This is a genomic window from Acinetobacter sp. V104_13, assembly GCF_031798995.1.
GTDB classification, from domain to species: Bacteria; Pseudomonadota; Gammaproteobacteria; order Pseudomonadales; family Moraxellaceae; genus Acinetobacter; species Acinetobacter pittii.
This window is the reverse complement of the sequence record NZ_JAVQNP010000027.1, coordinates 257,893-282,211: the sequence shown is the minus strand read 5'-3', so window position 1 is coordinate 282,211 and position 24,319 is coordinate 257,893. Positions and strand designations below refer to the sequence as shown.

Sequence of the window (24,319 nt, the reverse complement as noted above, 5' to 3'; positions counted from 1 at the left end):
CTAGTTTCAGTATCTTTAAATATTGAATAAATTGCTGGGAATCATAGTTAGAATTTTAATATTTCCTATATAGAAAAATTTATCTTTGTCAATAGTTTTGCAAGGGAAAATGCTTACTATTTAGGAATGTGATATTAGTATTCAGCTTAATTTAAATCGGTATACTAGGATTCTCTTGGTATAAAAAGTAGCAACTTCAGGAAAGACAATGACTGCACGTATTCAAAAAGGCAAGTTAGCGATTGCTAAAGAACTTTACGATTTTATCGAAAATGAAGCTTTACCAGGTTCTGGTTTAGATAGTGAAACTTACTGGAAGAACTTTGAGCAAGTTGTTGTCGATCTTAGCCCAAAAAATAAAGCATTATTGGCTAAGCGTGATGAATTACAAGCAAAAATTGATGAATGGCACCGTAACAACAAATTTGAATTAGGTGCTTATAAAGCGTTCTTAACTGAAATTGGTTATTTATTACCAGAAGTTGAAGATTTTCAAATTACTACTGAAAATGTAGATGAAGAAATTGCGTTGTTGGCAGGACCACAGTTAGTTGTACCTGTACGTAATGCACGTTATTGCTTAAATGCAGCAAATGCCCGTTGGGGTTCTTTATATGATGCACTTTACGGCTTCGATGTAATTTCTGAAGAAGGTGGAGCTGAAAAAGGTAAAGGATATAATCCTGTTCGTGGTGCAAAAGTTATTGAGTTCGCTAAGAATTTCTTAAATGAAGTTTTCCCGCTTGCTCAAGGTTCACATGCAGATGCAACAAAATATGCAATTGAGCAAAATAAACTCGTTGTAACTTTGAAAGATGGTTCAAAAACAGGTTTAGCTCATGAAGCCCAGTTTGTTGGTTTCAATGGTGAAGAAGCAAATCCTTCAGAAGTTGTACTTTTAAGTAATGGTCTTCATGTCATTATCGAAATTGATGCAAATAGCCCAATTGGACAAACTGATCCAGCGGGTGTTAAAGATTTAACATTTGAAGCGGCAGTAACCACAATTCAAGATTTGGAAGACTCTGTTGCGGCTGTCGATGCAGAAGAAAAAGTTGAAGGTTACCGTAATTGGTTAGGTTTAATGAAGGGTACACTTCAAGAATCTATTGAAAAGAATGGTAAAACGATTGTTCGTGATCTAAATAAAGATCGCGAAATTAAAAACTTAATTGGTGGTACAACAAAACTTCATGGTCGTTCACTTATGTTACTTCGTAACGTAGGTCACTTAATGACTAACCCAGCTATTTTGGTAGATGGTGAAGAAATTTTCGAAGGTATTATGGATGCATTGGTAACTCCATTGTTATCAATTGCTGATATCCGTAGTACAAACGAAAATAAAAACTCTCGTAAAGGTTCTATGTATATTGTTAAGCCAAAAATGCATGGTCCTGAAGAAGTTGCGTTTGCTGTAGAGTTATTTGAACGTGCTGAACAGGCGATTGGATTACCACCTAAATCGTTAAAAATCGGTATTATGGATGAAGAGCGCCGTACATCTGTAAACTTGAAAAACTGTATTGCTGCTGCTAAAGACCGTACGATCTTTATTAATACTGGCTTTATGGACCGTACGGGTGATGAAATCCATACTTCTATGGAAGCTGCACCTGTTGTTCGTAAAGAAGCGGTTAAAACACAAAAATGGATTGCTGCTTACGAAAACCGTAACGTTGCGATTGGCTTGAAATGTGGTTTACAAGGTAAAGCACAGATTGGTAAAGGCATGTGGCCAAAACCAGATAGCATGAAAGATATGTTAGCAACTAAAGCTGCACATCCAAATGCGGGTGCTTCATGTGCTTGGGTTCCATCTCCAACTGGTGCTGTTCTTCACGCGATGCATTACCATCAAGTAAATGTAAAAGCACGTCAAGATCAGTTAAAAGCTGAAGAAATGTTGTCATTAGATGACCTATTAACACCTCCATTTGCACCTGATACAAATTGGTCAGCGGAAGAGATTAACAATGAACTTGAAAATAACTGCCAAGGTATCTTGGGTTATGTTGTTCGTTGGGTTGACTTAGGTGTAGGTTGTTCGAAAGTTCCTGATATTAACAACGTGGGCTTAATGGAAGACCGTGCAACATTACGTATTTCTTCTCAACACGTTGCTAACTGGTTACGTCACGGTATTGTAACTCGTGAACAAGTTGAAGAAGTGCTTAAACGTATGGCAAAAATTGTTGATGAGCAAAATGCGAATGACCCATTGTATAAACCAATGGCAGCTAACTTTGAAACAAATATTGCTTTCCAAGCAGCTTCTGACCTTATCTTCAAAGGTTGTGAACAGCCTTCTGGTTATACTGAGCCGTTACTTCATGCTGCTCGTTTGAAGTTAAAAGGTTATACAGGTGATTAATTTCATCCTGTTTTGAAAAAAGCCTCTTCGGAGGCTTTTTTTATTTTCGGTATATTTTGTGCTTATAGGAAGGGAATTTATAGCTAAAAGGTTTTGAATTTGATTAGTCTAAAAGATCTTGATCGTGAGAATTGGATTCTATGTGCAAAGCTGTCGTTGGATGAATATCAAAAGGACTATGTTGCACCAAATGTATATTCTATTGCTGAGTCTAAAGTGGAAGAACATTACTGTCCACGAGTGATTTGTTCAAATGATAGAGTCATTGGATTCTTAATGTACTGTGCCGAAGTTGACCCACCTGATGAGACATTATTTTGGTTGTTTCGTTTTATGATTGACAAAGATCATCAAGCCAAAGGTTATGGTACCAAGGCATTGCAAATGGCAATTGATGAAATAGCTGCAAAAGGAGCTAAACGAATTCGAACGATGTATAAATCTTCTAATAACATTGCTGGAAAACTTTATAAAAAAAAGGGTTTTCAAGAAACTGGAGAATATGATGAGTGTGGAGATATTATTTTAGAGTTGAATATTTCGCTTCAAAAAAAACGCTAACTGAAGATTCAAGTTAGCGCAGGAGTTAATAGAGTTAAATATATTGAAAAGCAATATTAGTTACTGCTCACAATTCCAATTTTAGTGACACCTAAACGTTGTGCAGTAGCCATGACCATCGCTACATTCTTATATTCAGCCATCTGGTCTGGTTTGAGTTTGATCTGGTCTTGATCTTTTTTAGCAACAACACCTTGAAATAAAGTCTCTAGCGCCTTTCGGTCAGAAACCTCTTGGTTATTCCAAAATACTTTTCCTACCGCATCAATTCTTACATCAATCACTTCAGGTGGCTTTTCATTTGTTGGTGGCGGTGTGCCATTTGGCAAATTAATATTAATAGCGTTGTTTGGTGCAGGTATGGTAATAATAAACATAATAATGAGTACCAACATGACATCAATAAGAGGTGTCATGTTGACTTCTAACATCACATCGTCATCATTATTTGAACCGACATTCATACCCATAAAATTCTCCTTAAGTTAATTACGGGGAGGCTGGAGGGGTAGTAACAAAAGCAATTTTGCCAATACCAGCTTCTTTGGTCGTACTAATGACCTGATCTATCGCTTCAAAATGGGTAAGCTGATCACCCCGAATATGAACTTCTGGCTGAGGTCTTTTTTGTGCAACTGCTTGAAGTTTTGCCAGCAATATCTCTTTACTAGGCACATAACTTTCGTTCCAGAAAATATCGCCTTTCTTATTTACTGAGAGTTGAATATTTTCAGGCGTGGTTGCATAGGGAGTATTTTTTTCTTCTGGTAGTTTCACTGGAACCGTATGTGTGACTACCGGAATAGTAATAAGAAAAATAATAAGTAAAACCAACATGACATCAACCAAAGGTGTCGTGTTAATTGTGCCAATCATTTCATCATCATCTTCAGAACCAACACTCATACCCATAATGTTTGCTCCCGATTATTTAATACTGCGATTAACTGAATTATTGGTATTAATTTCTCCACTTAATAAAACCGCGTGTAAATCTGAACCAAATGAACGGACATTTTCCATAACTGCTTTATTACGGCGTGTAAGCCAGTTATAACCAAGTACAGCAGGTACTGCGACTGCAAGACCAATCGCTGTCATAATCAGAGCTTCACCAACGGGGCCTGCAACTTTATCGATAGATGCTTGACCTGAGATACCAATGGCTGTTAATGCGTGATAAATTCCCCATACAGTACCAAAAAGACCAACAAATGGTGCAGTAGAACCTACTGTTGCTAAAAAGGCTAAACCACCGCCTAAATGATTTTGTATTTTCTCAATTGCGCGTTGAATTGAAATGCTCACCCATGTATTAAAATCGATTCGTTCAAGTAAAGAACCGCCATGTGATTTAGTTGAATTAATGCCTTTTTCTGCAATAAAGCGATAAGCGCTACTTTGTTCTAAACCTTCTGCAGCATTATCAAGGGAAGTTGCTTCCCAAAAGTGTTTTTCAGCTTCTTTGCCTTGGCGTTTGACTTTACCTTGCTGCAATAGTTTAGAGATGATGATGTACCAAGTTCCAATCGACATGAGTACTAATATAAATAAAGTAGACTTAGCAACTAAATCACCTTCGCGCCAAAGGGCTTCTAGGCCATAAGGGTTTTTAACAGTTTCACTCGTTGCGGGTTTCGGTGGTGGAGTTGGAGTATTTGTACTTGATGTAACTTCAGTAGTTGCTGTGGCCACAGGAGTATTGCTTGTTTCTTCTGCGAAAACTGAGCTTAATGGAAGTAACGAGCAAGCTGCGATTAGACTTGCAGAAGCGAAACGAACTAACGGTTGAGTTGATTTTTTCATCATATATCTCCAATATTTTTTAATTTCTTGCTAATTCAATTGTTTATTCAATTACAAATGGATATTCAATTTCATACCAATCTTGCTGAGGTACACCATCTTTCATTGCTGGTTTGAACGTACATAAGCTGTAAGCTTTAGTTGCCGCTTTATCTAAAATCTTGCTGCCACTCGATTTTTTTACTTTGGCATCAATAACTTTGCCGGATGTATCAACCAGAACACGTATTCGCACTGTCCCTTGTTCTTCATTCATAAGTGCTTCGCGTGGATATTCTGGTTTTTCACAGCCAGCAGAACCCTCTGAAACACCACGACTCACACCAGCTGGTTTTGGTGCCGGCGCAGCAGCCACTGGAGCAGGTGCAGCAACAGGGCTGGGTGATGGGGTACTAGGTGCAGCAGGAGCTGGGGTAGCCACTTTAGTCGGTTGAGCCACCGGTGTCGTTTTTTGTACAGGTGTAACTTTTTCGACCTGTTTCACTGGCTCAGGAACCTTGGCAACTTTTTCTACCATTTTTGGTGGTTCAGGTGGTTTTTCCTTTGATTTCGGCTCTTCCGGCTTTGGTGGAGGAGGCGGCTTAATATCCTGAATAATTTGTAATTCCACAGGTTTTTCTGCTGGTTTTTGAATATTGTTTGCTAAACCTGACATCAGAATATAGGCAACAAGAAGATGCAGAAAAATAACTGCAGCAATACCAATTAGGCGTTTGGCAGATTTATTTTCTATGTCTGTAAAAGTCATGCCCATAGTTACTCCTGAAACTGTAGACAAACAATTTTTAAAATGACTGTTTGGCTAAGAATGAGTATTTGTTCTGCAAACTAACCGTTGAGAGTTATATTTGCAGAACAACCATTTAGAACTTATATGTACCTCGTACAAAGTAAGTACGTCCTAAAGGATCTGCGTAACGTGGGTCATATCCCATTTGGAAGTTGTCGCCAACATTTGAAGCTGGTGGGTCTTCATCAAAGATATTCTTAATGCCCGCTGTAACTTCTAGATTTTTAAAGCCTTTGTATGTGCCTGAAATATTATAGGTTGTATAGTCGCTCACTTTGTGATTTCGATAGCCTGCCTTAACAGAAGAACTTGAATTTTGATCCTCATAACCGCGTGAAAAATTTTGTTGTAGGTTTAAAGCCCAATTCTCATAATTCCAATTTAGGTTTGCAGTATGTTTCCAGCGAAGAATAATAGCTTGGTAGTCTAGACCGCTATAAGTGCCTGCAACACTTTTCCATTCACCATTTTGCTCGGCTTGATATTTGTAATCCGTAATATATGTTCCATCAATATTGAAACCAAAACGACCTGTAGCAGTCATTGGAGAAACCCAACTTAAGCCCACATCGAAACCAGATGTTTTAATTCCACCTAAATTTTGTTGTGTTGTAATAATATAATCTAATGAGCCATCAGGATTACGTACAAATTTGTCTGCATATTTCACAGGGTCATCAAAAATAGCAGTTTCTGAAAGCGTAGCAATTTGCTTATCTACTTCAATATTGAAATAGTCGAGAGTCAAGGCTAAATTTTTAATTGGTTCAAATACTAAGCCAGCAGTAAAAGACTTTGACTCTTCCGGATCAAGACTTTTATTTCCCCCATTTTGTCTATCAAATTGCATATTACAATCACGTTCTCTTACACCACCTGGTTTTAAGACATTCCCTGGGCAGAGTACGGGATCATAATAGTATCCACCCGTATTGGTTACGGAGTTTGGTCCATTCACTTCCCAAAGTGTTGGAGCTCTGAAGCCCGTACTATAAGTCGTACGGAACATTAACTGTTTAATAGGTTCCCAACGAAGTGCAAATTTTGGATTAAACGTATCGCCAAAATCGTTGTAGTCATCATAACGAGCAGCGATTTGAGCTTCTAAAGTTTTATGAAGGGGGATATGAAATTCGGTAAATACCGATTTAATATTACGATCGCCAGTATTTACTGGCTCATCAGGATCGACACCTGTACTAGGTGCAACTCGGGCAACATCAGTAACGACTTTTGAAGTCCAATCTTCATAACGATAGCTTGCTCCAACTGCAAAAGCCACATCTCCTGCTGGTAATTTAAATATAGGTCTACTTGCAGTGAAATCGACTGTAGTTGTATCTAGATTGGCTTTTAAATATTTACCTTCAACACCTAACTGGTTCCATACATTGGCATCTTCAGGACTTTGCGGTCCGAATGGGTTTAAAATACCATTGTTTAAAGCTTCTTGTGTTTTGTCAAAGTTTAAATAGCCACTTACTACTGCATCCGATGCACTACTATGAGCATAGGTAACGCCGGAGTTAATGTCCCAACCATGAGTTTCACCCTCAATACCAGCAAATATTCTATGTGATTGATTAATACTATTACTTACACGATTACCTGATTGTGAACGCAAATATAGAGGGATAGTTCCAGTAGCGCCTGCTAAAGCTGGAGTAATACCTTTACCTGGATAATATTTACTACTAGGGTCAAGCGTCAAATCAAAAAATACATCTGGTGCGACTGACGTTGTAACTTCATTTCTTGCATATAAATATTCTGCAATCGCGTTAAAATTATCATTTAATTTAAAAGTAGCTCGGCCCATAGCTGAGATGTCTTCTGTCTTTGGAACAATACCAATTACTGCTTGGCTGTTATATTTACAAATTTGACCATCAGTCTCTACTAGAGGGTTATTACCACAACCTGTAGATGCATAGGGATTACCTAATCCAGGTACATTGGCAGGGAATGAACCACTACTAGTTTTATGGATTCCTAATTCAGGTAATATGCCTCCACGTCGACTAACTTTACGATCTTTGGCCATGACATCGTCGCCTTTGCGATAGTCCACAACACCAAAAACATTGTAGCCATTTTCGTCTAAATCACCGAAGCCGCCAAAGATACTGTAGTCTTGTTGCTCACCGCCTTTTTGTTCTGGTTTTTGATAGCCAGCAGTCAGATTAAGTCCTGTAAACTGTTTTTTGGTAATGAAGTTAATTACCCCGCCAATTGCATCAGTGCCATAAATGGAAGAGGCACCATCTCGTAAAACCTCAATACGGTCTAACATTGCGAGTGGAATAATATTTAAGTTGGTAACGCCACTGTCATAGGCGTTTGCAGCCAATCGACGGCCATTAAGTAAAACAAGTGTCTTATTGGCACCTAAGGCTCTAAGGTTCGCTGCTGAACCCACCGTCTTACTTGCGCCTACATTACTTGCAGTCACAAAGTTCGATTGGTTTGCACTGATCTTTGCTAATGCTTCCTCTGTTGTTGTTACCCCTTGTTTTAAGATTTCATCAACTTTTACGATGGTAATGGGGGAAGCACTTTGTGCTGCAACTCCTTTGATTGAAGAACCTGTAACGGCAACTTTTACGACTTTTGTTGGTTTTTCATCAGTACTTGATTGTTCAGTTTCTGCTGCCTGTGCCAGGGTAAGACACATCATACTTAAACTAAGGGTGCTTAATTTAAGAATTGTTTTGCTGATCTTGGGGGTTGCCTGAGATCGAACATTGTATTTTTTTTTCATCGTGGATTTGATCCCTTTTTGTTGTCGTTAGCGATATTGCTGGAAAGTTTTTAAGCAAAGCAAGTGCCAACTATATATTTTTCTTTTTTTAGTTTATGCAAAATATTGATATATATTGATTTTATTATGGTTCAGCACGAAGGTTCATCTTTTATTAAACAAAAATAAATTTTCCGTTTGGAAAATTTTTGAAGGCTGGCCAAAAGTTTCAAATTTTTTTGTATAAAAAATATACATTGCTGGACTCTTCACATGCTTAATAAATAAAAATGTATCGTTTTAGAACCTTTTTATATGTAATGTTATACTATTTGTAATGCTGGGATTTGTTTAATTTTTTATTTTAAATCAATTGTTTATTTTATATTTATTTGTTAATTTGGCTTGTCTCAATATGAATCATAATGTGTCATTAATGTATTTTATTTGTGCATTTAAGGTATTGGATGATTAACATATGCAAATATAATATTTGGCAAAAAGTTACTTTTATTTATATAGTTCAAACCATTTTAAGTACCTAATAAAAATATGAATTTCTAATATTATTAATTATTTTGTGATGAATATTAATAAATGGCATGAAATTCGCTTTATTTTCAGTAGTTACAAAAGATTGGGTTTTTGACTTTGTTTTTCCATTTGTTCAAATAAAAATGCTCATAGAAAAGTAAAGAATTAAACCTAAATAGGCTTATCTGTTGAAAAAGAACTTTTCTTATGCAGATTTAGATGTTACTCAAAAGGATAATATCTTTTAAAAAACTAATTACGTGGGTATGAACTTGAAATTAAAATTTTTTAAGCTCGCCATTTTAAGTCTGGCTATTACATCAGTTCCTTGTGCTTACGCAATTACGCCAGCGCAACCAAACAAAATTTTGCATGTTGCCTATGAAGCCCCAGATGATGGCTTCGATATGGTCAAAACCACCAATTTCTATAGCGCTAATATTGCTGAGGCAATTTTTGAGCCTTTACTTAAATATGACTATCTGGCACGCCCATTACAGTTAGCTCCCTATACAGTAGAGAGCCTGCCCAAAGTGGAACAAGACGGTAAAGTTTATACTTTTAAAATTAAGCCAGGTATCTATTTTACCAATGATCCCGCTTTTAAAGGTAAACGCCGTGAGCTAGTAGCCGAAGACTACGTCTATACAATTAAACGGATTCTAGATCCTAAAAATAGAGCACCGTCTGTTTCATTCATTGATGGTAAGTTACTAGGTGCCGATACGGTTGTAGCTCAAGCAAAGAAAACTGGAAAATTTGATTATGCTGCTCCAATTGCAGGAGTTAAAGCGCTTGATCGATATACTCTACAATTTACCTTAACTCGCCAAGACTATAATTTTCCTTATATTCTTGCCTATATTACTTTTGGCGGAGTTGCTAAAGAGGTTGTTGATTATTACGGTGACCGTATTGGTATGCATCCCGTAGGTACAGGCCCTTACATGTTAAGTAAGTATGTACCAAGAAGTAAGGTCGAGTTGATTGCTAATCCTGATTATCGTGGTTTTGTCTGGAACTTTAAGTCGACAGGAACACCTTGGGATAATCAGCTTGTTAAGGAAATGTCTGGAAAGAAAATGCCACAAATTGGAAAGGTTGTGGTCAGTATTATTGAAGAACAACAGTCAAGATGGTTAGCTTTTCAGTCGGGACAATTAGATTTTGACAAACTTACAGCAGATGCCGTTCCTCAAGCCTTAGACGGAAATCAACTCAAAGCCTCTTTCAAGAAAAGGGGAATTAAACACTATCCAAATAAAGATCCCGAGATTACCTATACCATGATGAACATGCGTGATCCGGTCATTGGTGGTTTTAGTCCAGAAAAGATCGCTCTTCGTAGAGCAATTACTTTGTCGTATAACCAAAAAGAAAGTATAAAACAGGCTTATAAAGGGCAAGCTGTTCGGGCTGAAATGTTTATACCTGATGGTGTAAATGGCTATAACCCGAAATATAAAAGTAGCGTAGGATACAACCCGCTGCTAGCAAATAAACTACTTGATTATTATGGTTATAAAAAAGGAGCTGATGGTTATAGAACCCAGCCAAATGGAAAACCTTTAATTTTAAAAATCAATACAGAAAATAGCTCAGCATCAGTTATCCATTCCGAACTCTGGAAAAAGAATTTAGATGCGATTGGCATTCGAGCTGACTTTAAGGTGAGTAATTTTGCAGATAACTTAAAAGCCGCAACTCAATGTAAATATATGATCTGGAGTGGGGCGTGGATTGCCGACTATCCCGAAGGAGATAATTTTGCACAGTTGCTTTATGGACCAAATGCTGGTCAGGGAAACCATGCTTGTTATCAGTCTAAAACATATGACGCTCTTTATACTCAGGCCATTCATTTACCACCGCAACAACGTCTACCATATTATGAAAAGCTCAATCGCCAGATTGAAGCTGATAACCCATGGATTGTTCATGTAACTCGAATTCGTAACTGGTTAGTACGGCCACAAGTTCAAGGTTTTAAACCCCATCCTATGATGAATACAAACTGGCAATATCTTGATATTACTCCTATTAAAAAATAATTTTAGATAAAGATCATGATGACTGAAAATTTAAAACAAAAGCTCAAGCACTGTAGTATCAGCTTGCTATTCGCTAGTATGGCCTTAACGGGATCTACAAGTATTTTTGCGAAAAGCCCAGCCGATCCGAATAAAGTTTTACGTTATGTATTTCCAACAGCTGAGACAGGTTTCGACCCGGCTTATATCCATGATTTATATTCGGCGCATGTAACCACTTCGATATTTGAAACTCTATATACCTATGATTATTTAGCAAGGCCGGCAAAGCTTATTCCGCAAATAGCAACTGCTATGCCAGAAGTTAGTGCCGATGGTTTGACCTATACCATTCGCATTAAGAAGGGAATTTATTTTACACCAGACCCTGTTTTTAAAGGCAAACCTAGAGAATTAACAGCCAATGATTATGCGTACTCTTTTAAGCGTTTATTGGACCCGAATCTGCGCTCTCCAAATAGCTGGTTATTAGAAAACAAAATTGAAGGTATGGATGCGTTAGTCAAAGCAGCTAATAAATCCGGAAAATTTAACTATGACCAAAAGGTAAGTGGTTTACAAACACCTGATAAATACACTTTGGTAATTCGTTTAGTTAAGCCAGACTATAACTTTCCTTTATTACTGGCCCATGACCCGACAGGTGCAGTGGCACGTGAAGTCATCGAAAAGTATAAAGACAAAGCCGGTTATGTTATGGGCCATCCTGTAGGTACAGGTCCTTATGTGCTGAGCAAGTGGGTACCAGCATCGCGTATTGTTTTAAAAGCGAATCCTGATTATCGGGGCTTTACTTGGAACTTTAATGCCAGCAGCCCTGAAGATCAGGCAATTGTGAAGCGACTTAAAGGTAAAAAAATGCCTCAAATCGGCACAATTGATATTCAGGTGATGGAAGAAAACCAATCGCGGTGGCTAGCATTTCAGCGTGGTGAGGTTGATATATTTCAGCTTGAAGGCCAACTGGTCGCAAAAGCGGTTAAAGACGGTAAATTAAGACCTGAACTTGCTAAAGAAGGTGTGCAGTTATCTCGCATTGTTGACCCCGAAATTAGTTATATTTATTGGAATCTTAAAAATCCAGTTGTTGGGGGAATGAGTAAAGAGAAAATTGCTTTACGCCGTGCGATTGCGATGTCTCGTTCAATAGATCAAGAAATTAAACTAGTAAGAAATGATGATGCACAGCGTCTACATTTTCCAATTCCACCAGGTGTAGTGGGTAATGACCCTCAATACAGAACCAGTACGCCATATTCTGTGAAAGCAGCAAATTTACTATTAGATCGATATCACTATAAAAAAGATGCCTCAGGTTGGCGTACGCAACCAGACGGAAAACCACTTGTCATTGAATATATGGCGCGTAGTGACAGTATTGGCCAGCAAAGCGCTGAGCTGTGGAAAAAAAATTTTGATAGTTTGAATATCCGTATGGTCTTTAAACCCATGCTCTTTGCAGATCTTATTCGTGCGCAAAAACAATGTGACGGGATGTTCGGGTCTTCTGCATGGATAGCCGATTATCCAGATGGGGATAATTTTATGCAGAATTTTTATGGACCTAATACACATATGACGAACTGGTCTTGTGGCTCTATTCCAGAGTTTGATCAGTTGTATCGCCAAACGCAACAAATGCAAGCAGGTGCTGAGAGAGATGCACTTTATCGAAAAATGACACGGTTGTTAGAAGTGTATATGCCTGTCCAAATCTCATATGCACGCTACCGGAATATGCTGGCTCAACCCAAAATCATTGGATATAAGAAGCATCCAATTTTACATGCAGAGTGGATGTATTTCGATATTGATACAAATACTAAATCTAATCATTAAATGAAAAAAATTGGAGATACGATGAAAAATAATGCACTGAAAATGACAACCTTATGTATGTTGACCATGGGTATAAGTCAATTTGCAACGGCAGAGACAACACGTCCTACTTTGCCATTACTTAAAGCACAACAACTTCCAGCATGGTGTGATGCGAATTTAAAAAAGATTCAGAAAGAGATTTCAAATTTTGAAAAAACGCCTGTTAAAGATAATGCAGCAGCGGCACCTATATTGGCAAAGTGGGATAAAATTTTTGCGCATTTTGAAGATTTCTCAGGTCCTATAAGTCTATATAGTAACGTAGACCCAGATGCAAAGTTACGTAAGGCAGCTGAAGACTGTGAAATCAAAATTAATCAGTTTCATACTGATATATTCCAAAATTCAAAATTATATAATGTCATTAAGAATACAAATGCTACTGATCCGATAGATCAAAAATACCGTCAAGATATTCTAGATCAGTTTGAAGACACAGGGGTTCAATTAGAACCAGCAAAACGTGCAAGAATGAAGGCTATTCTGGATGAGCTCACCAAACTCGAACAAGAATATGCGCGTAATGTCCGTGATAATCCAGAGAAACTTGAGTTTACTCCTGAAGAGATGAAAGGCTTACCTCAAAGTTATATTTCAGCATTAAAGAAAAATGCTAAAGGCAACTATTTATTAGGTTTTGAATATCCTGAATATCGTCCTTTTATGGAGTTGGCAGATAATGATGATGCCCGGAAAAGATATCAAATTGCCTTTACTCGACGTGGTACTGAGCAAAATTTAAAACTACTCAAACAAGCAATTGATTTGCGTTATGAGCTTGCCCAGTTATTTGGAAAAGCAAGTTATGCAGATTGGGTTTTAAAAGACCGTATGGCTAAAACGCCTGAGGCTGTAAATCAATTTTTAGCAGAAGTCCAAAAAACAGTAGCGCCACTTGAACGTAAAGAAGTAGAAGAACTTCGTGAATTTAAAGCACAAACCTTAAAAACGCCTTTAGAGAAAACTGAGATCACACGTTGGAGTGAAGCTTACTGGAGTGAAAAGCTTCGTAAGAGTAAATATCAGATTGATCAAGAAAAACTTCGTGATTATTTTCCGACTTTAGCTGCTCAAAAATGGTTGTTTGCTATTTCATCTGACCTTTATGGTATTGATTTTAAACCTGTCAAAGTTAAAGCATGGCAGGACGAAGTTGAATATTACGATGTGGTTGACAAAAAAACAGGAAAGCTTCTTGGTGGCTTATATATGGATAAATTCCCTCGTGAAGGGAAGTATGGCCATGCTGCCGTTTGGGGAGTATATGGTGGTAGTACATTAACAAACCGCTTACCAGTTTCAGCCCTAGTCACGAACTTTAATCGTAAAGGGCTAAATAGCGATGAGCTTGAAACTTTTGTCCATGAGTTTGGCCACGCTTTACACGGCATTTTATCAAATACACGTTATGCCAGTCAGTCAGGAACATCCGTAGAACGTGATTTTGTAGAAGCGCCATCTCAAATGTATGAAGAGTGGGCACGCCGTAAAGAAACTTTATCTAAAGTGGCCGATTATTGCGATCCAGCCTGCCCACGTGTTGACGATGAGTTAATTGCCCGATTAAAAGCAGTACATAACTATGGTCGTGGCTTGCGTTATGCCCGTCAGACCCTTTATGCACAGTACGATATGTCATTGCATACTGCTGATGCTTTAAAAGTGAAACCTTTAGAAAATTGGCAAAAAATGGAAGCTGCTACAGCTTTGGGTTATGTACCAACAACAGAGTTTCCTGGGCAGTTTGGGCATTTGATGGGCGGTTATCAAGCTGGTTATTACGGCTATATGTGGTCTGAGGTTTTAGCTTTAGACATGCTTTCTGCTTATGGGGACAACCTTAATAACCCGCAAGTAGGGCAACGTTACCGTCAAACGATCTTATCGCAAGGTAGCCAAAAACCAGCAGCTGAATTAGTTAAAGATTTCCTTGGCCGTGATCCTGACAATAAAGCATTCTTTAACGAAATTACCGGACAACGGGTTAAATAAGGAATTATCACTATGCTGGCATATGTTATTCGGCGTTTATGGCAGATGATTCCAACTATGTTGGGGGTAGTCTTACTTATTTTTATTCTTTTTAACTGGGTAGGTGGCGATCCTGCTTATATTTTAGCGGGCAAGATGTCTAATCCTGAGCAGATTGAAAACATTCGTAAACAGCTAGGTGTAGATCAGCCTTATTACGTTCAGCTCTGGATTTTTATTAAGCAGATTCTCACTTTTGACTATGGTGCAAGTTGGAGTACTGGCGAACCTGTTTCTCAAATTATCTTAACTCGATTAGGACCATCGCTCACACTTTTAATTCCACTCACTATTTTACAAACGGTTATTTCAATTATTTTAGCATTGGCTGTTGCCGCGGTACGAGGCTCTCTAACCGACCGTATGGTTATGATGCTATGTACCATTGGCATGTCGATCAGCATCTTAGTTTACATTATCGTTTTTCAATATGTTCTGGCGTATCAGCTAAGTTGGTTTCCTGTACAAGGCTGGAGCGACACCTTTACTGATAACTTATTTAAGTTTGCCTTACTACCAATTCTAATCATGCTGGTGGTGAGTATTGCACCGACTTTACGTTTATATCGTAGCTTTGTGCTTGATGAAATTAATCAGGACTATGTTCGAACAGCACGGGCTAAAGGTGTGGGTGAAAGCCGAATCTTAGGTGTACACGTACTACGTAATGCTTCAATTCCGATTATTACCGACGTGATGTCAACTTTACCTGCACTGCTCATAGGCGCATTTTTAATTGAACGTTTTTTTGGTATTCCCGGGATTGGTAGAGAGGTGATTATTGCAGTTGAGCGAAGTGATTTTCCTGTCATTAAAGCGATTACAGTTTACATCGCCGCTGCAACCATGATTTTTAACCTGATTGCCGATTTGGTCTACAAAGTGGTTGATCCACGTGTACAGTTGAAGTAGGTGGGCTATGCTGAGCGTTTTATCAAAAAGAAAACAACAAACAAAAGCCGAAGCTCATTCATCTGGCCTGTGGAAACTTGCCATGCGTCGTCTTCGGGCCGACAAGATCGCAATGTCATCGCTAGTGATTGTATTGCTTTATTTTATTATCTTGGTTCTATCAATGACGGGCGTGATTGCATCTGACTGGAATAAAGAGGTAGCCGTAAGTTATGCACCGCCTACATTTATAGGGGCAGATAAGACAACAGATGCAGGGCAAAAGGCGGCAGCGATTGAAGAAGAGTTACCAGAAAATCCAGTCGATCCTTTAAAAGATGTAATTGATAAGCTTAAGGCTGAAATTAAACAAGAAAAGAGCTCTGGAAGTGCAATTGATTATTATGGTGTAGTTGACCCATTAGCCGATGATATGAAAGCGATCGATCAGCAACTTGGAGGACATTTACTTGATCAACAAGCAGAACTGAAAAGTACCCTTGTGTTTGGAGCTGATAAATGGGGACAGGACGTTTTAAAGAAAACTATTAAAGGTGCTGAAACTTCAATTATTGTTGGGGTGATATCGGCTTTACTTGCAGTAGGAATTGGTACACTTTTAGGCGCAATTTCTGGATATTTCGGTGGTTGGGTTGATGATATTCTCAACTGGTTTTATAACATTTTTACCTCAATTCCATATTTGTTATTAGTTCTCGCGATTGCTGCAGTACTTCAACAAAAAGGCATTCTATCTATTGTTCTGATTTTGGGTTTAACGGGCTGGACAGGTGTTTATCGATTAATTCGTGCCGAATATATGAAACACACTGCACGTGAGTACGTTCTTGCTGCCAAAGCAATTGGTGTTGGTCACTTCCGCCGTATGTTCATTCATATTTTTCCAAATGTCAGCCATATTGCTTTAGTCCAGATGTCAATTTTGGTGGTGTCTTTCATTAAATCTGAGGTCATCTTGAGTTTCTTGGGTTTTGGTGTACCAGTAGGCGTAGTGTCTTGGGGAAGCATGTTAAATGAAGCACAAAGTGAACTTCTTTTAGGTAAGTGGTGGCAACTTGTCGCAGCCTCTGTCGCAATGGCTGTTTTGGTTACGGCATTTTCAATGTTTACTGACGCACTTCGTGATGCGTTAGATCCAAAGCTAAAATAAGAGGAAGGTCAAATGTTAGAACAAGAAAATAAGAATGCGCCGTTACTGCATGTTAAAAATTTACGAGTAAGTTTTAAAGGTGAAGATAAGCAATATATTGAAACCGTAAAAGGAATTACTTTTGATATTCCTGCAAATACTACGGTTGCTTTAGTAGGTGAGTCGGGTAGTGGTAAATCGGTTACTTCTTTGGCAACTATGGGATTGCTGCCTGTAGGTCAGAGTAAAATTGATGAGCAAAGTAAAATTATATTTGAAGGCAAAGATTTACTGAGCTTATCTCGTACAGAGATGCGTAAAATTTGTGGCAAAGATATTGCGATGATTTTTCAGGAGCCGATGTCATCATTAAATCCAGTTTTTACGGTTGGCAATCAAATTGCAGAAGTGTTGTGTTTACACATGGGATTGAGCCGTAAACAGGCTCGACAACGTGTTTTAGAGTTGCTTAAAGAAGTAGGTATTCCTTCACCTGAAACTAAAATTGATGCCTATCCAAACCAACTTTCGGGTGGTCAACAGCAACGTGTCATGATTGCTATGGCGATTGCGTGTGAGCCTAAACTCCTTATTGCCGATGAGCCGACTACGGCACTTGATGTCACGATTCAAAAGCAAATTATTGATTTACTCGAGTCATTGCGTAAGCGCCGTCAAATGTCGATGCTTTTTATTACCCACGATTTAGCATTGGTCGGTGAAATTGCAGATAAAGTCATTGTAATGCGTCATGGCGAGATAAGAGAACAAGGTGCTGCTGAGCAGGTCCTTGAACAGCCTAAAGATGTATATACGAGAGCTTTGTTATATTGCCGCCCGCAAATGTCTCAACGGCCTTATCGTTTGCCTGTAACGGATGATTTTATGCGTCAAGAAGACGATGTATTGGTCGAACAAAGTTTTGATGTTTCAGCAATTCCCGAGCGCAAACGTGGTTTAAATGGCGATGAGAAAATCATCTTGGAAGTAAAAGACCTGAAAAAAAGCTTTTATAGCCGTAAAGGTCTATTTGGCAAAGAAGAGTTTCAGGCTGTAAAAGGAGTTTCTTTTAAGCTGGCTAAGGGAAAAACCTTAGGATTAGTTGGTGAGTCAGGTTCAGGTAAAACGACTGTTGGGCTATTACTCATGCGCTTACATCAGGCATCTGGTGGGCAGGCTTTCATCGAAGGTAAAGATATTCTTTCATTAACTGAAAAAGAGTTTGCAAAATATCAGCGAAAGATTCAGATCATTTTTCAAAATCCATATGCCTCTCTTAATCCACGTTTTACCATTGGGCAGATATTATTAGAGCCTATGCAAATTCATAACATTGGTAAAGATGATGCAGAGCGTAAACAAATTGCCTTTGGACTGCTTGAGCGAGTGAATCTGCCTGAACAAGCTTACTACCGATATCCTCATGAGTTCTCGGGTGGACAACGTCAACGTATTGCCATTGCACGCTGTTTAACGCTAAAGCCTGAAATTTTAATTTGTGATGAATCTGTTTCGGCGCTCGATGTTTCAGTTCAGGCACAAGTACTTAATTTATTGCAAGACTTACAAGATGAGTTTGGACTAAGTTATATATTTATTTCACATGACTTATCGGTTGTGAAATATATCTCTGATCAGGTCATGGTCATGAATAATGGCGAGGTTGTAGAAATAGCCAATTCAGATGAACTCTATGCACATCCTCAACATGATTATACTAAACGACTATTACAGGCGATTCCTCAAGGGATTCAACACGTTTCATAAGCGTAAAGTTATGTCGTGAAGGGCACTTTCGAGTGCCTTTTTATTTGGTTTATGTGGTAAATGCTTATAAAATAAAAGAAGTAAATGTAGAGTATTTTATTCTTGTTATGTGCGCTAATTTTAAACCTTTAACGCTTGCCCAATTACAGCAACTTCAGTTGCCTGTGGTCGGCTTTAGCTATGCCGAAGAGGTTTATCCTGCAGGAACAATGCCACTATTATTCAAATCACCACAAGGGTTTGAATGGCGCGAAGTGATGTTTGGATTGGTTCCCAAATGGGCTGAAGATACCAACATAGCGAAACATACTTACAATGCCCGTTATGAAACGATTTTCCAAAAACCGAGTTTTCAAGAAGCTGCACTTAAATGTAAGTTTGGTGTGATTCCGGTGACTGAATTCTATGAAAGTAAATATATAAATGATAAACCTGAGCGGTGGGGTGTACGCCGTAAAGATGGACAGGCTTTTTTTATTGCAGCAATCTATGAAATTTGCAAAATTAATGAGATGGTTATTCGTTCTGCAAGTATGTTGACCATGGACGCTATAGACCATCCAATGATGAAAGACTTTCACGAGCCGGGCGATGTTAAACGATCAGTTATTGTGATTCCACACGACCGACTAGATGAATGGTTAAGTTTAGAATCACCTGATATTTCCAGCTTTATCGAAGGTTTTCCAGTTGAAGAGTTTGAATGCTCTCATGTACCAAAAGAAAAAATTATAAAACCGACACCACAGTTAAGTATGTTTGACTAATCTATCTAAAATTAAGATGAGGTTATTGATCTCAAATTTGAATCAATAACCTATATCACTTATTCAATATTTTTACTTAATGTTTGTACCTCGGAATCTTCAGCTAAATAGCTCAATTCAATGGGTGAAATCACAAAAGTGGTATTATCTGAGGTCTGTTTAAATACAAAACCATACTCAAAAGATTGGCTATTTTTACTGGGTAACCAGAATAGATAAGGACAGCCTGTATAACTACCATCCCAACCCATTTCTCTAGCGAGAGCTAAAGCTGTATCAGATTTCGCTATGATTTCTTTGAGAGATTCTTTATCTCGTGTTGAAACATCACCATCATCATCTGCAAATGTTTGTAGAAACTCATTTAAGGGCTTAAGGTCTTCCCAGTTATGTTCTATTGTTGAGAAATGATATCCATATAGCATCATGTGCACTTTCTTCCATCTTGTTATTGTGTCCTTGAACATACCAAGAAATATATGAAAAGGAAATGGATAAATCTGATTTAAGTTGTTTATTTTTCATAACTTATAGATTGTTTTTTGTACGGAATAAAGACTTTTATAAATATTAAAATTATTCATATTACTTAAATAATATAGGCGGAAAGTAACAATCCTAATGATTAGGATAAATGACTATTTTAGTAAATCAAACTGTTGGCGAATATAGAATTGTTCATAATTCACCTATAATAGAAATGAAACTATGTAGAGCATATTTATGTTTATAACAACTACGCGCCCACAAGATAATTTAATTAACCAACTTCTGCCGATTTTGGAACAGGCGAGTCAGATTTTACTAGAAGAATATCAAAATTATTCTGCGGGTTATGAGTTTACTATTCATGAAAAGCAAGATGATTCACCTGTAACCCAAGCAGATCTAAAGGTAAATAGATTTTTATTAAAGCATCTTGCAGAGATTACTCCAGAGTTGCCTGTATTGTCTGAAGAAAGTGATTATAGTGCCCGTCATGACTGGTCTACATGTTGGATGTTAGATCCGCTTGATGGTACGAAAGAGTTTATACATGAACGTGATGAATTTACGATCAATCTAAGCTTGATCAACGGCAAAGAAACAGTTTTCTCAGTTATTGCCGTGCCATGTGAACAAGTTGTGTACTTAGGATATCTACAAGATTTACCTTTTAAATATAGCTTTAGCCAACAACAATGGTATCAATATCAGGTCAATTCAACTTCGTTAGATGCCCCTATACAAATAGGACTTAGTCACGGTAGTAAAAATCCAAAATACCAAAAATTTATTCAACCTATAGAAAAAGAACATCGTATTATTCGACGAGAAGCTGGGAGTGCCTATAAGTTTTGCATGATGTTAGAAGGTGAAATAGATATTTACCCACGCTTTCATCCTACTTCTGAATGGGATACCAGTTCTGGTCAAGGTCTCTTAGAAAGTATAGGCGGTGGTTTACTTACTCTGGATGGAAAACCTTTTGAATATAACCAGAGACACACGGTTTTAAATAAGGGCTTTATCGCTTTTCGTGATCAGGAAAGCAAAAAAATAGCATTTGAAGCATTAGCCCAATCAGGCGTTATAGATTGAGAGTTATGCCAGACATGTTATAGTGGCAAAGTATTGAAAAAAGATGACAAGATAAAGATGGCACTCGATTTATTGCCTAAAAGTATGTTTGAAGCAATTGATTTATTGCCCGATGCTTCAACTCCTGTAACCTTATTTACGCGCCATTCTTTAAGAGAACTTGTAGATGGGCAGGGCTTGGCTGGTTATGATCTCCAACTTACTCCTCAAGGACGTGAGCTTGCGCAGGCATGGGGTAATTACTTAATCAAAAATACAGATCGTGTTATTCAGCATTGTATTTCAAGTCCAATACAACGCTGTGTTGATACGGCTGCACTCATGATTGAAGGGGCTGACGATGTAAGTCCTCAATCAAATACTCATACAATTGAAATTATTGAGCAAGGGCTACTTGTTGAACCAGGTAGCTTTGTGTTGGATATACAACAAGCTGCTCCTTATTTTAAAAAGCAGGGCGCTTTAGGCTTTATTAATAGTTTTGTAAATAATGCATTACCGGGTATGAAACATCCTATTACGGGTGTTTTAGATGTACTAGAGCTTATTTACCGAACTCATCCAAAAACTAAAGGCGGTCTTAGTTTAGCCGTGAGTCATGACACGATTATTGCAGCAATTGTTGCTGTAATTTCTGGCGAAAATAAAATTAAGAAAGAAGACTGGCCGGAAATGATGGAAGGATTATTTGTCTGGTTTGAAGGTGAAGAGTTTCCAAATTGTAAATTAAAGTGGATTTGGAGAGGAAAAGCCTATGAGCTGAATGTAGCTAAATTTCATAAAGTGCTATAAGCTCAAAAACGATAGATAATAAAAAAAGCCCTATTGGGCTTTTTTTATATGTTCAAATTAGTTAGCTAACGCTTTAACTTGAGCATTTAAACGGCTCTTATGACGAGCAGCTTTATTTTTGTGGATGATGCCTTTATCAGCCATGCGGTCGATTACAGGAACAGCTTTTTTGTAAGCTTCTGTAGCAACAGCATAATCACCACCAGCGATTGCACTTAAAGTACGTTTGATGTAGGTACGAACCATAGAACGCAAGCTTGCGTTGTGTTTACGCGCTGTAACGTTTTGACGCGCACGTTTTTTAGCTTGAGCAGAGTTTGCCACTCTTGCACTCCTTGAAAATAAGTTGGTCTGGGCGGGCTGTGGTCAATTCAGTAAACTGGTGTAACCATCACCAGCCCGTAAACAAGTGCCATATTGTGATGAATCAACACCGTGAAGTCAAGCCTTGCGAGCATTTTAAGCGGTTTTAGGGGCTGCTAAAACGGTAAGAAAAGGTTAAATTTGATACAAACTTAAAGAGGGTTGGATAAAAAATGACTATAAGTACTAAAAAAGCAATTGTGATAGGTGCTACGGGACTTGTGGGTTTAGCGCTTGTCGAACAGCTTGAGCAAACTCCGGAATTTGAAGCGATTACTGTTGTGGTCAGAAAAGAATCACAACTACTTAATACATATAAAAAAGTTACTCAACTCGTTATAGAGGATTTTTTATTACTCAATGATGAAGATGTGAATGGCCATACCCATGCATTTAGCTGTCTTGGAACAACATTAAAAATGGCTGGTTCAAAACAGGCTTTTTACGCTGTAGATTATGAAATCAATGCTCATTTAGCAGATTTAGTGCAAGATAAACATATTCATCTATTGCTAGTGAGCGCCCTTGGAGCAAATGCAAATTCTCCAATTTTCTATAATAAAGTGAAAGGACAGTTAGAAGATTATATTGAGAGTCTAGAACTCGAAAAGCTATCTATTTTTAGACCGTCTTTACTAATTGGTAAACGCAGCGATGTACGGTTTATTGAAGACTTAGGGCAGAGTCTATTTAAACTTATCGAGAATAAATTTCAAAAGCCATTCAAATATAAGCCAGTAACTGCCGAGCAATTGGCTCATACGATGGTCGTAGCGGCGCTAACGCAAATTGAAGCCTTTAAACGATATGATAATCTGAGCATACAACAAACTCGATAAGGGAGTATTAAAGTGTCGACAGTACCATTTGTAACATGTGATTTATTAGATGATAACCCTGAAAAAGGCTTGCAGGTTGTAATCCCATCAATGGATGGCAAGTTCTTTCAAAGTTATGGAGCTCGTAAAACTTTTGGGGGACAGGTTGTAACAGTAAAGTGCTTTGAAGATAACTCACGTGTAAAAGAGTTATTGGCAACAGATGGTACAGGTAAAGTATTAGTTGTGGATGGTGGTGCATCTATGCGCTGTGCGCTCATAGGTGATTTGATTGCTGAGTCAGCAGTTAAAAACAACTGGAATGGTGTAGTGATTTACGGTTGTGTACGAGACGTTGATGCACTTGCGACCTTAGATTTGGGAGTACATGCATTGGCTGCAATTCCACAAAAAAGTAATCGTAAGGGCATTGGTGAGGTAGATATTAATTTGTATTTTGGTGGAGTCACAATTCAATCTGGTGATTTTATCTATGCTGATAATAATGGGATTGTGATAGCAAAAGAAAAATTAGTCTAATTCTCTAATATAAAGGAAGGCACGATGGTGATTCATCAAATTAAAGTACTTCAAGCAGTTGTATCTGCAATTGCTGAAGGTGGTAGAGGTGTTTCAGGAACAGCATTTCCACAACAACCTGTAAAGGCTTTGAAATTATATGAATTTGAAGGTTCACCATTTTGCCGTCGTGTTCGTGAAGTGATTACTCTTTTGAATCTGGACGTTGAAATTTATCCATGCCCTAAAGGTGGAACAAAGTATCGTTCAGTTGTAAAAGAAAAAGGCGGTAAATTACAGTTTCCATTTTTAATTGATGAAAATACTGGCGATCAGCTATATGAATCACAGGATATTATTCATCATTTATTTAAACATTATGGTAAGACAGGGAAAACGCCGCAGAAATTTTCGAGTTACCCAAACATGCCTTATGTTGCAGTTGCTGGAACTCTATTAAATGGAGCTCGCGGAATATGGATAAATAAAAAAATTGTTAATAGAGCTGCACCTGAACAAAAACTTGAGTTATGGAGTTTTGAAGCAAGTCCGTATTCACGAATTGTAAGAAGTCTACTCTCTGAACTTGAGCTTCCATATATTTTGCATAATGTAGCAAAAGAGAGATGGCAAGATATGGGACCTGCTATTCTTCGCTTAAAACCAGGGAAATATATACCTTTAGAAGGTGGAAAAAGGGAAAAGCTGTTGCCTATTATGCAAGATAAAATGCAGGTGCCGTATTTGGTGGATCCAAATACGGGAGTGAAGATGTTTGAGTCTGCTCAAATCGTAAAGTATTTAAAAAAGCAATATGGACGTTGATTAAGCTTAATCTGTGTAAGAGTTTAAGGCGTTTTGCTTAAGCTCTTATTAACATCAGATTTCTTAATAGGTTGTATG

21 protein-coding genes and 1 pseudogene are annotated in these 24,319 nt (G+C 38.0%); 14 read left to right on the top strand and 8 right to left on the bottom strand.

Annotated elements, in window-relative coordinates; translation table 11 throughout:
• The first annotated feature begins 208 nt into the window (after nucleotides 1–208).
• Nucleotides 209–2,374: a malate synthase G gene (locus RMB06_RS14080; protein ID WP_002117981.1), complete on the top strand. Its 2,166-nt coding sequence runs from the start codon at nucleotides 209–211 to the stop codon at nucleotides 2,372–2,374.
• Nucleotides 2,375–2,473: 99 nt separating this feature from the next.
• Nucleotides 2,474–2,935, top strand: coding sequence for a GNAT family N-acetyltransferase (locus RMB06_RS14075; protein WP_311080012.1), 462 nt, complete (start codon nucleotides 2,474–2,476; stop codon nucleotides 2,933–2,935).
• A 56-nt stretch (nucleotides 2,936–2,991) separates the two neighbouring features.
• Here RMB06_RS14075 and RMB06_RS14070 read toward each other — a convergent pair whose 3' ends face one another.
• From RMB06_RS14070 to RMB06_RS14045, 6 genes and pseudogenes are all read right to left on the bottom strand, one after another.
• Nucleotides 2,992–3,405: a biopolymer transporter ExbD gene (locus tag RMB06_RS14070; protein WP_002117898.1), complete on the bottom strand. Its 414-nt coding sequence runs from the start codon at nucleotides 3,403–3,405 to the stop codon at nucleotides 2,992–2,994.
• A 19-nt stretch (nucleotides 3,406–3,424) separates the two neighbouring features.
• A complete protein-coding gene (locus RMB06_RS14065; protein WP_002118000.1) occupies nucleotides 3,425–3,847 on the bottom strand; it encodes a biopolymer transporter ExbD in 423 nt (140 codons plus the stop codon).
• A 15-nt stretch (nucleotides 3,848–3,862) separates the two neighbouring features.
• The gene (locus RMB06_RS14060) at nucleotides 3,863–4,744 is read right to left on the bottom strand and encodes a MotA/TolQ/ExbB proton channel family protein (protein ID WP_311080010.1); all 882 of its coding nucleotides are present in this window, start codon (nucleotides 4,742–4,744) and stop codon (nucleotides 3,863–3,865) included.
• Between the two features lie 40 nt (nucleotides 4,745–4,784).
• Nucleotides 4,785–5,495, bottom strand: coding sequence for a TonB family protein (locus tag RMB06_RS14055; RefSeq protein WP_311080008.1), 711 nt, complete (start codon nucleotides 5,493–5,495; stop codon nucleotides 4,785–4,787).
• Nucleotides 5,496–5,604: 109 nt separating this feature from the next.
• Nucleotides 5,605–8,292: a TonB-dependent receptor gene (locus RMB06_RS14050; protein WP_057070746.1), complete on the bottom strand. Its 2,688-nt coding sequence runs from the start codon at nucleotides 8,290–8,292 to the stop codon at nucleotides 5,605–5,607.
• Between the two features lie 520 nt (nucleotides 8,293–8,812).
• Nucleotides 8,813–8,934 (bottom strand): annotated as a pseudogene (locus RMB06_RS14045) (hypothetical protein).
• Nucleotides 8,935–9,065: 131 nt separating this feature from the next.
• On the opposite strand from RMB06_RS14045, the gene RMB06_RS14040 reads away from it, so the two are divergent.
• The 7 genes from RMB06_RS14040 to RMB06_RS14010 all read left to right on the top strand — a co-directional run bounded on the left by RMB06_RS14040 (nucleotide 9,066) and on the right by RMB06_RS14010 (nucleotide 19,343).
• Nucleotides 9,066–10,856, top strand: coding sequence for an ABC transporter substrate-binding protein (locus RMB06_RS14040; protein WP_262451613.1), 1,791 nt, complete (start codon nucleotides 9,066–9,068; stop codon nucleotides 10,854–10,856).
• A 15-nt stretch (nucleotides 10,857–10,871) separates the two neighbouring features.
• A complete protein-coding gene (locus RMB06_RS14035; protein ID WP_311080004.1) occupies nucleotides 10,872–12,695 on the top strand; it encodes an ABC transporter substrate-binding protein in 1,824 nt (607 codons plus the stop codon).
• Nucleotides 12,696–14,729, top strand: coding sequence for a M3 family metallopeptidase (locus RMB06_RS14030; RefSeq protein WP_311080002.1), 2,034 nt, complete (start codon nucleotides 12,696–12,698; stop codon nucleotides 14,727–14,729).
• A 12-nt stretch (nucleotides 14,730–14,741) separates the two neighbouring features.
• Nucleotides 14,742–15,680: an ABC transporter permease gene (locus tag RMB06_RS14025; RefSeq protein WP_000881922.1), complete on the top strand. Its 939-nt coding sequence runs from the start codon at nucleotides 14,742–14,744 to the stop codon at nucleotides 15,678–15,680.
• A gap of 7 nt (nucleotides 15,681–15,687) precedes the next feature.
• Complete coding sequence (locus RMB06_RS14020; RefSeq protein WP_014206615.1) at nucleotides 15,688–16,830, top strand: ABC transporter permease; 1,143 nt, start codon at nucleotides 15,688–15,690, stop codon at nucleotides 16,828–16,830.
• 12 nt (nucleotides 16,831–16,842) lie between these two features.
• The gene (locus RMB06_RS14015; RefSeq protein ID WP_311080000.1) at nucleotides 16,843–18,576 is read left to right on the top strand and encodes an ABC transporter ATP-binding protein; all 1,734 of its coding nucleotides are present in this window, start codon (nucleotides 16,843–16,845) and stop codon (nucleotides 18,574–18,576) included.
• 107 nt (nucleotides 18,577–18,683) lie between these two features.
• Nucleotides 18,684–19,343 carry an SOS response-associated peptidase family protein gene (locus tag RMB06_RS14010; RefSeq protein ID WP_311080718.1) on the top strand — a complete coding sequence of 220 codons (660 nt, stop codon included), beginning with the start codon at nucleotides 18,684–18,686 and terminating at the stop codon, nucleotides 19,341–19,343.
• Nucleotides 19,344–19,402: 59 nt separating this feature from the next.
• Here RMB06_RS14010 and RMB06_RS14005 read toward each other — a convergent pair whose 3' ends face one another.
• On the bottom strand, nucleotides 19,403–19,771 hold the full coding sequence (locus RMB06_RS14005) for a hypothetical protein (protein ID WP_005069482.1): 369 nt from the start codon (nucleotides 19,769–19,771) through the stop codon (nucleotides 19,403–19,405).
• 295 nt (nucleotides 19,772–20,066) lie between these two features.
• Between RMB06_RS14005 and RMB06_RS14000 the strand changes: the two genes are divergently transcribed.
• Nucleotides 20,067–20,924: a 3'(2'),5'-bisphosphate nucleotidase CysQ gene (locus RMB06_RS14000; RefSeq protein WP_057070752.1), complete on the top strand. Its 858-nt coding sequence runs from the start codon at nucleotides 20,067–20,069 to the stop codon at nucleotides 20,922–20,924.
• Nucleotides 20,925–20,981: 57 nt separating this feature from the next.
• A complete protein-coding gene (locus RMB06_RS13995; protein WP_002117975.1) occupies nucleotides 20,982–21,716 on the top strand; it encodes a histidine phosphatase family protein in 735 nt (244 codons plus the stop codon).
• A gap of 57 nt (nucleotides 21,717–21,773) precedes the next feature.
• Here the strand turns inward: RMB06_RS13995 and rpsT are convergent, their stop codons facing one another.
• Entirely contained in the window at nucleotides 21,774–22,040 is a 267-nt protein-coding gene (rpsT, locus tag RMB06_RS13990; RefSeq protein WP_002117906.1) for a 30S ribosomal protein S20, read from the bottom strand.
• Nucleotides 22,041–22,252: 212 nt separating this feature from the next.
• On the opposite strand from rpsT, the gene RMB06_RS13985 reads away from it, so the two are divergent.
• From RMB06_RS13985 to RMB06_RS13975, 3 genes are read left to right on the top strand one after another with little or no spacing between them, the layout of a single operon-like run.
• Nucleotides 22,253–22,918 (top strand): NAD(P)H-binding protein, encoded by a 666-nt coding sequence (locus tag RMB06_RS13985; RefSeq protein ID WP_017399521.1) that lies wholly within the window; start codon nucleotides 22,253–22,255, stop codon nucleotides 22,916–22,918.
• 12 nt (nucleotides 22,919–22,930) lie between these two features.
• Nucleotides 22,931–23,437, top strand: coding sequence for a ribonuclease E activity regulator RraA (rraA, locus tag RMB06_RS13980; protein ID WP_311079995.1), 507 nt, complete (start codon nucleotides 22,931–22,933; stop codon nucleotides 23,435–23,437).
• 24 nt (nucleotides 23,438–23,461) lie between these two features.
• On the top strand, nucleotides 23,462–24,241 hold the full coding sequence (locus RMB06_RS13975; protein WP_057070753.1) for a glutathione S-transferase N-terminal domain-containing protein: 780 nt from the start codon (nucleotides 23,462–23,464) through the stop codon (nucleotides 24,239–24,241).
• Nucleotides 24,242–24,319 lie beyond the last annotated feature (78 nt).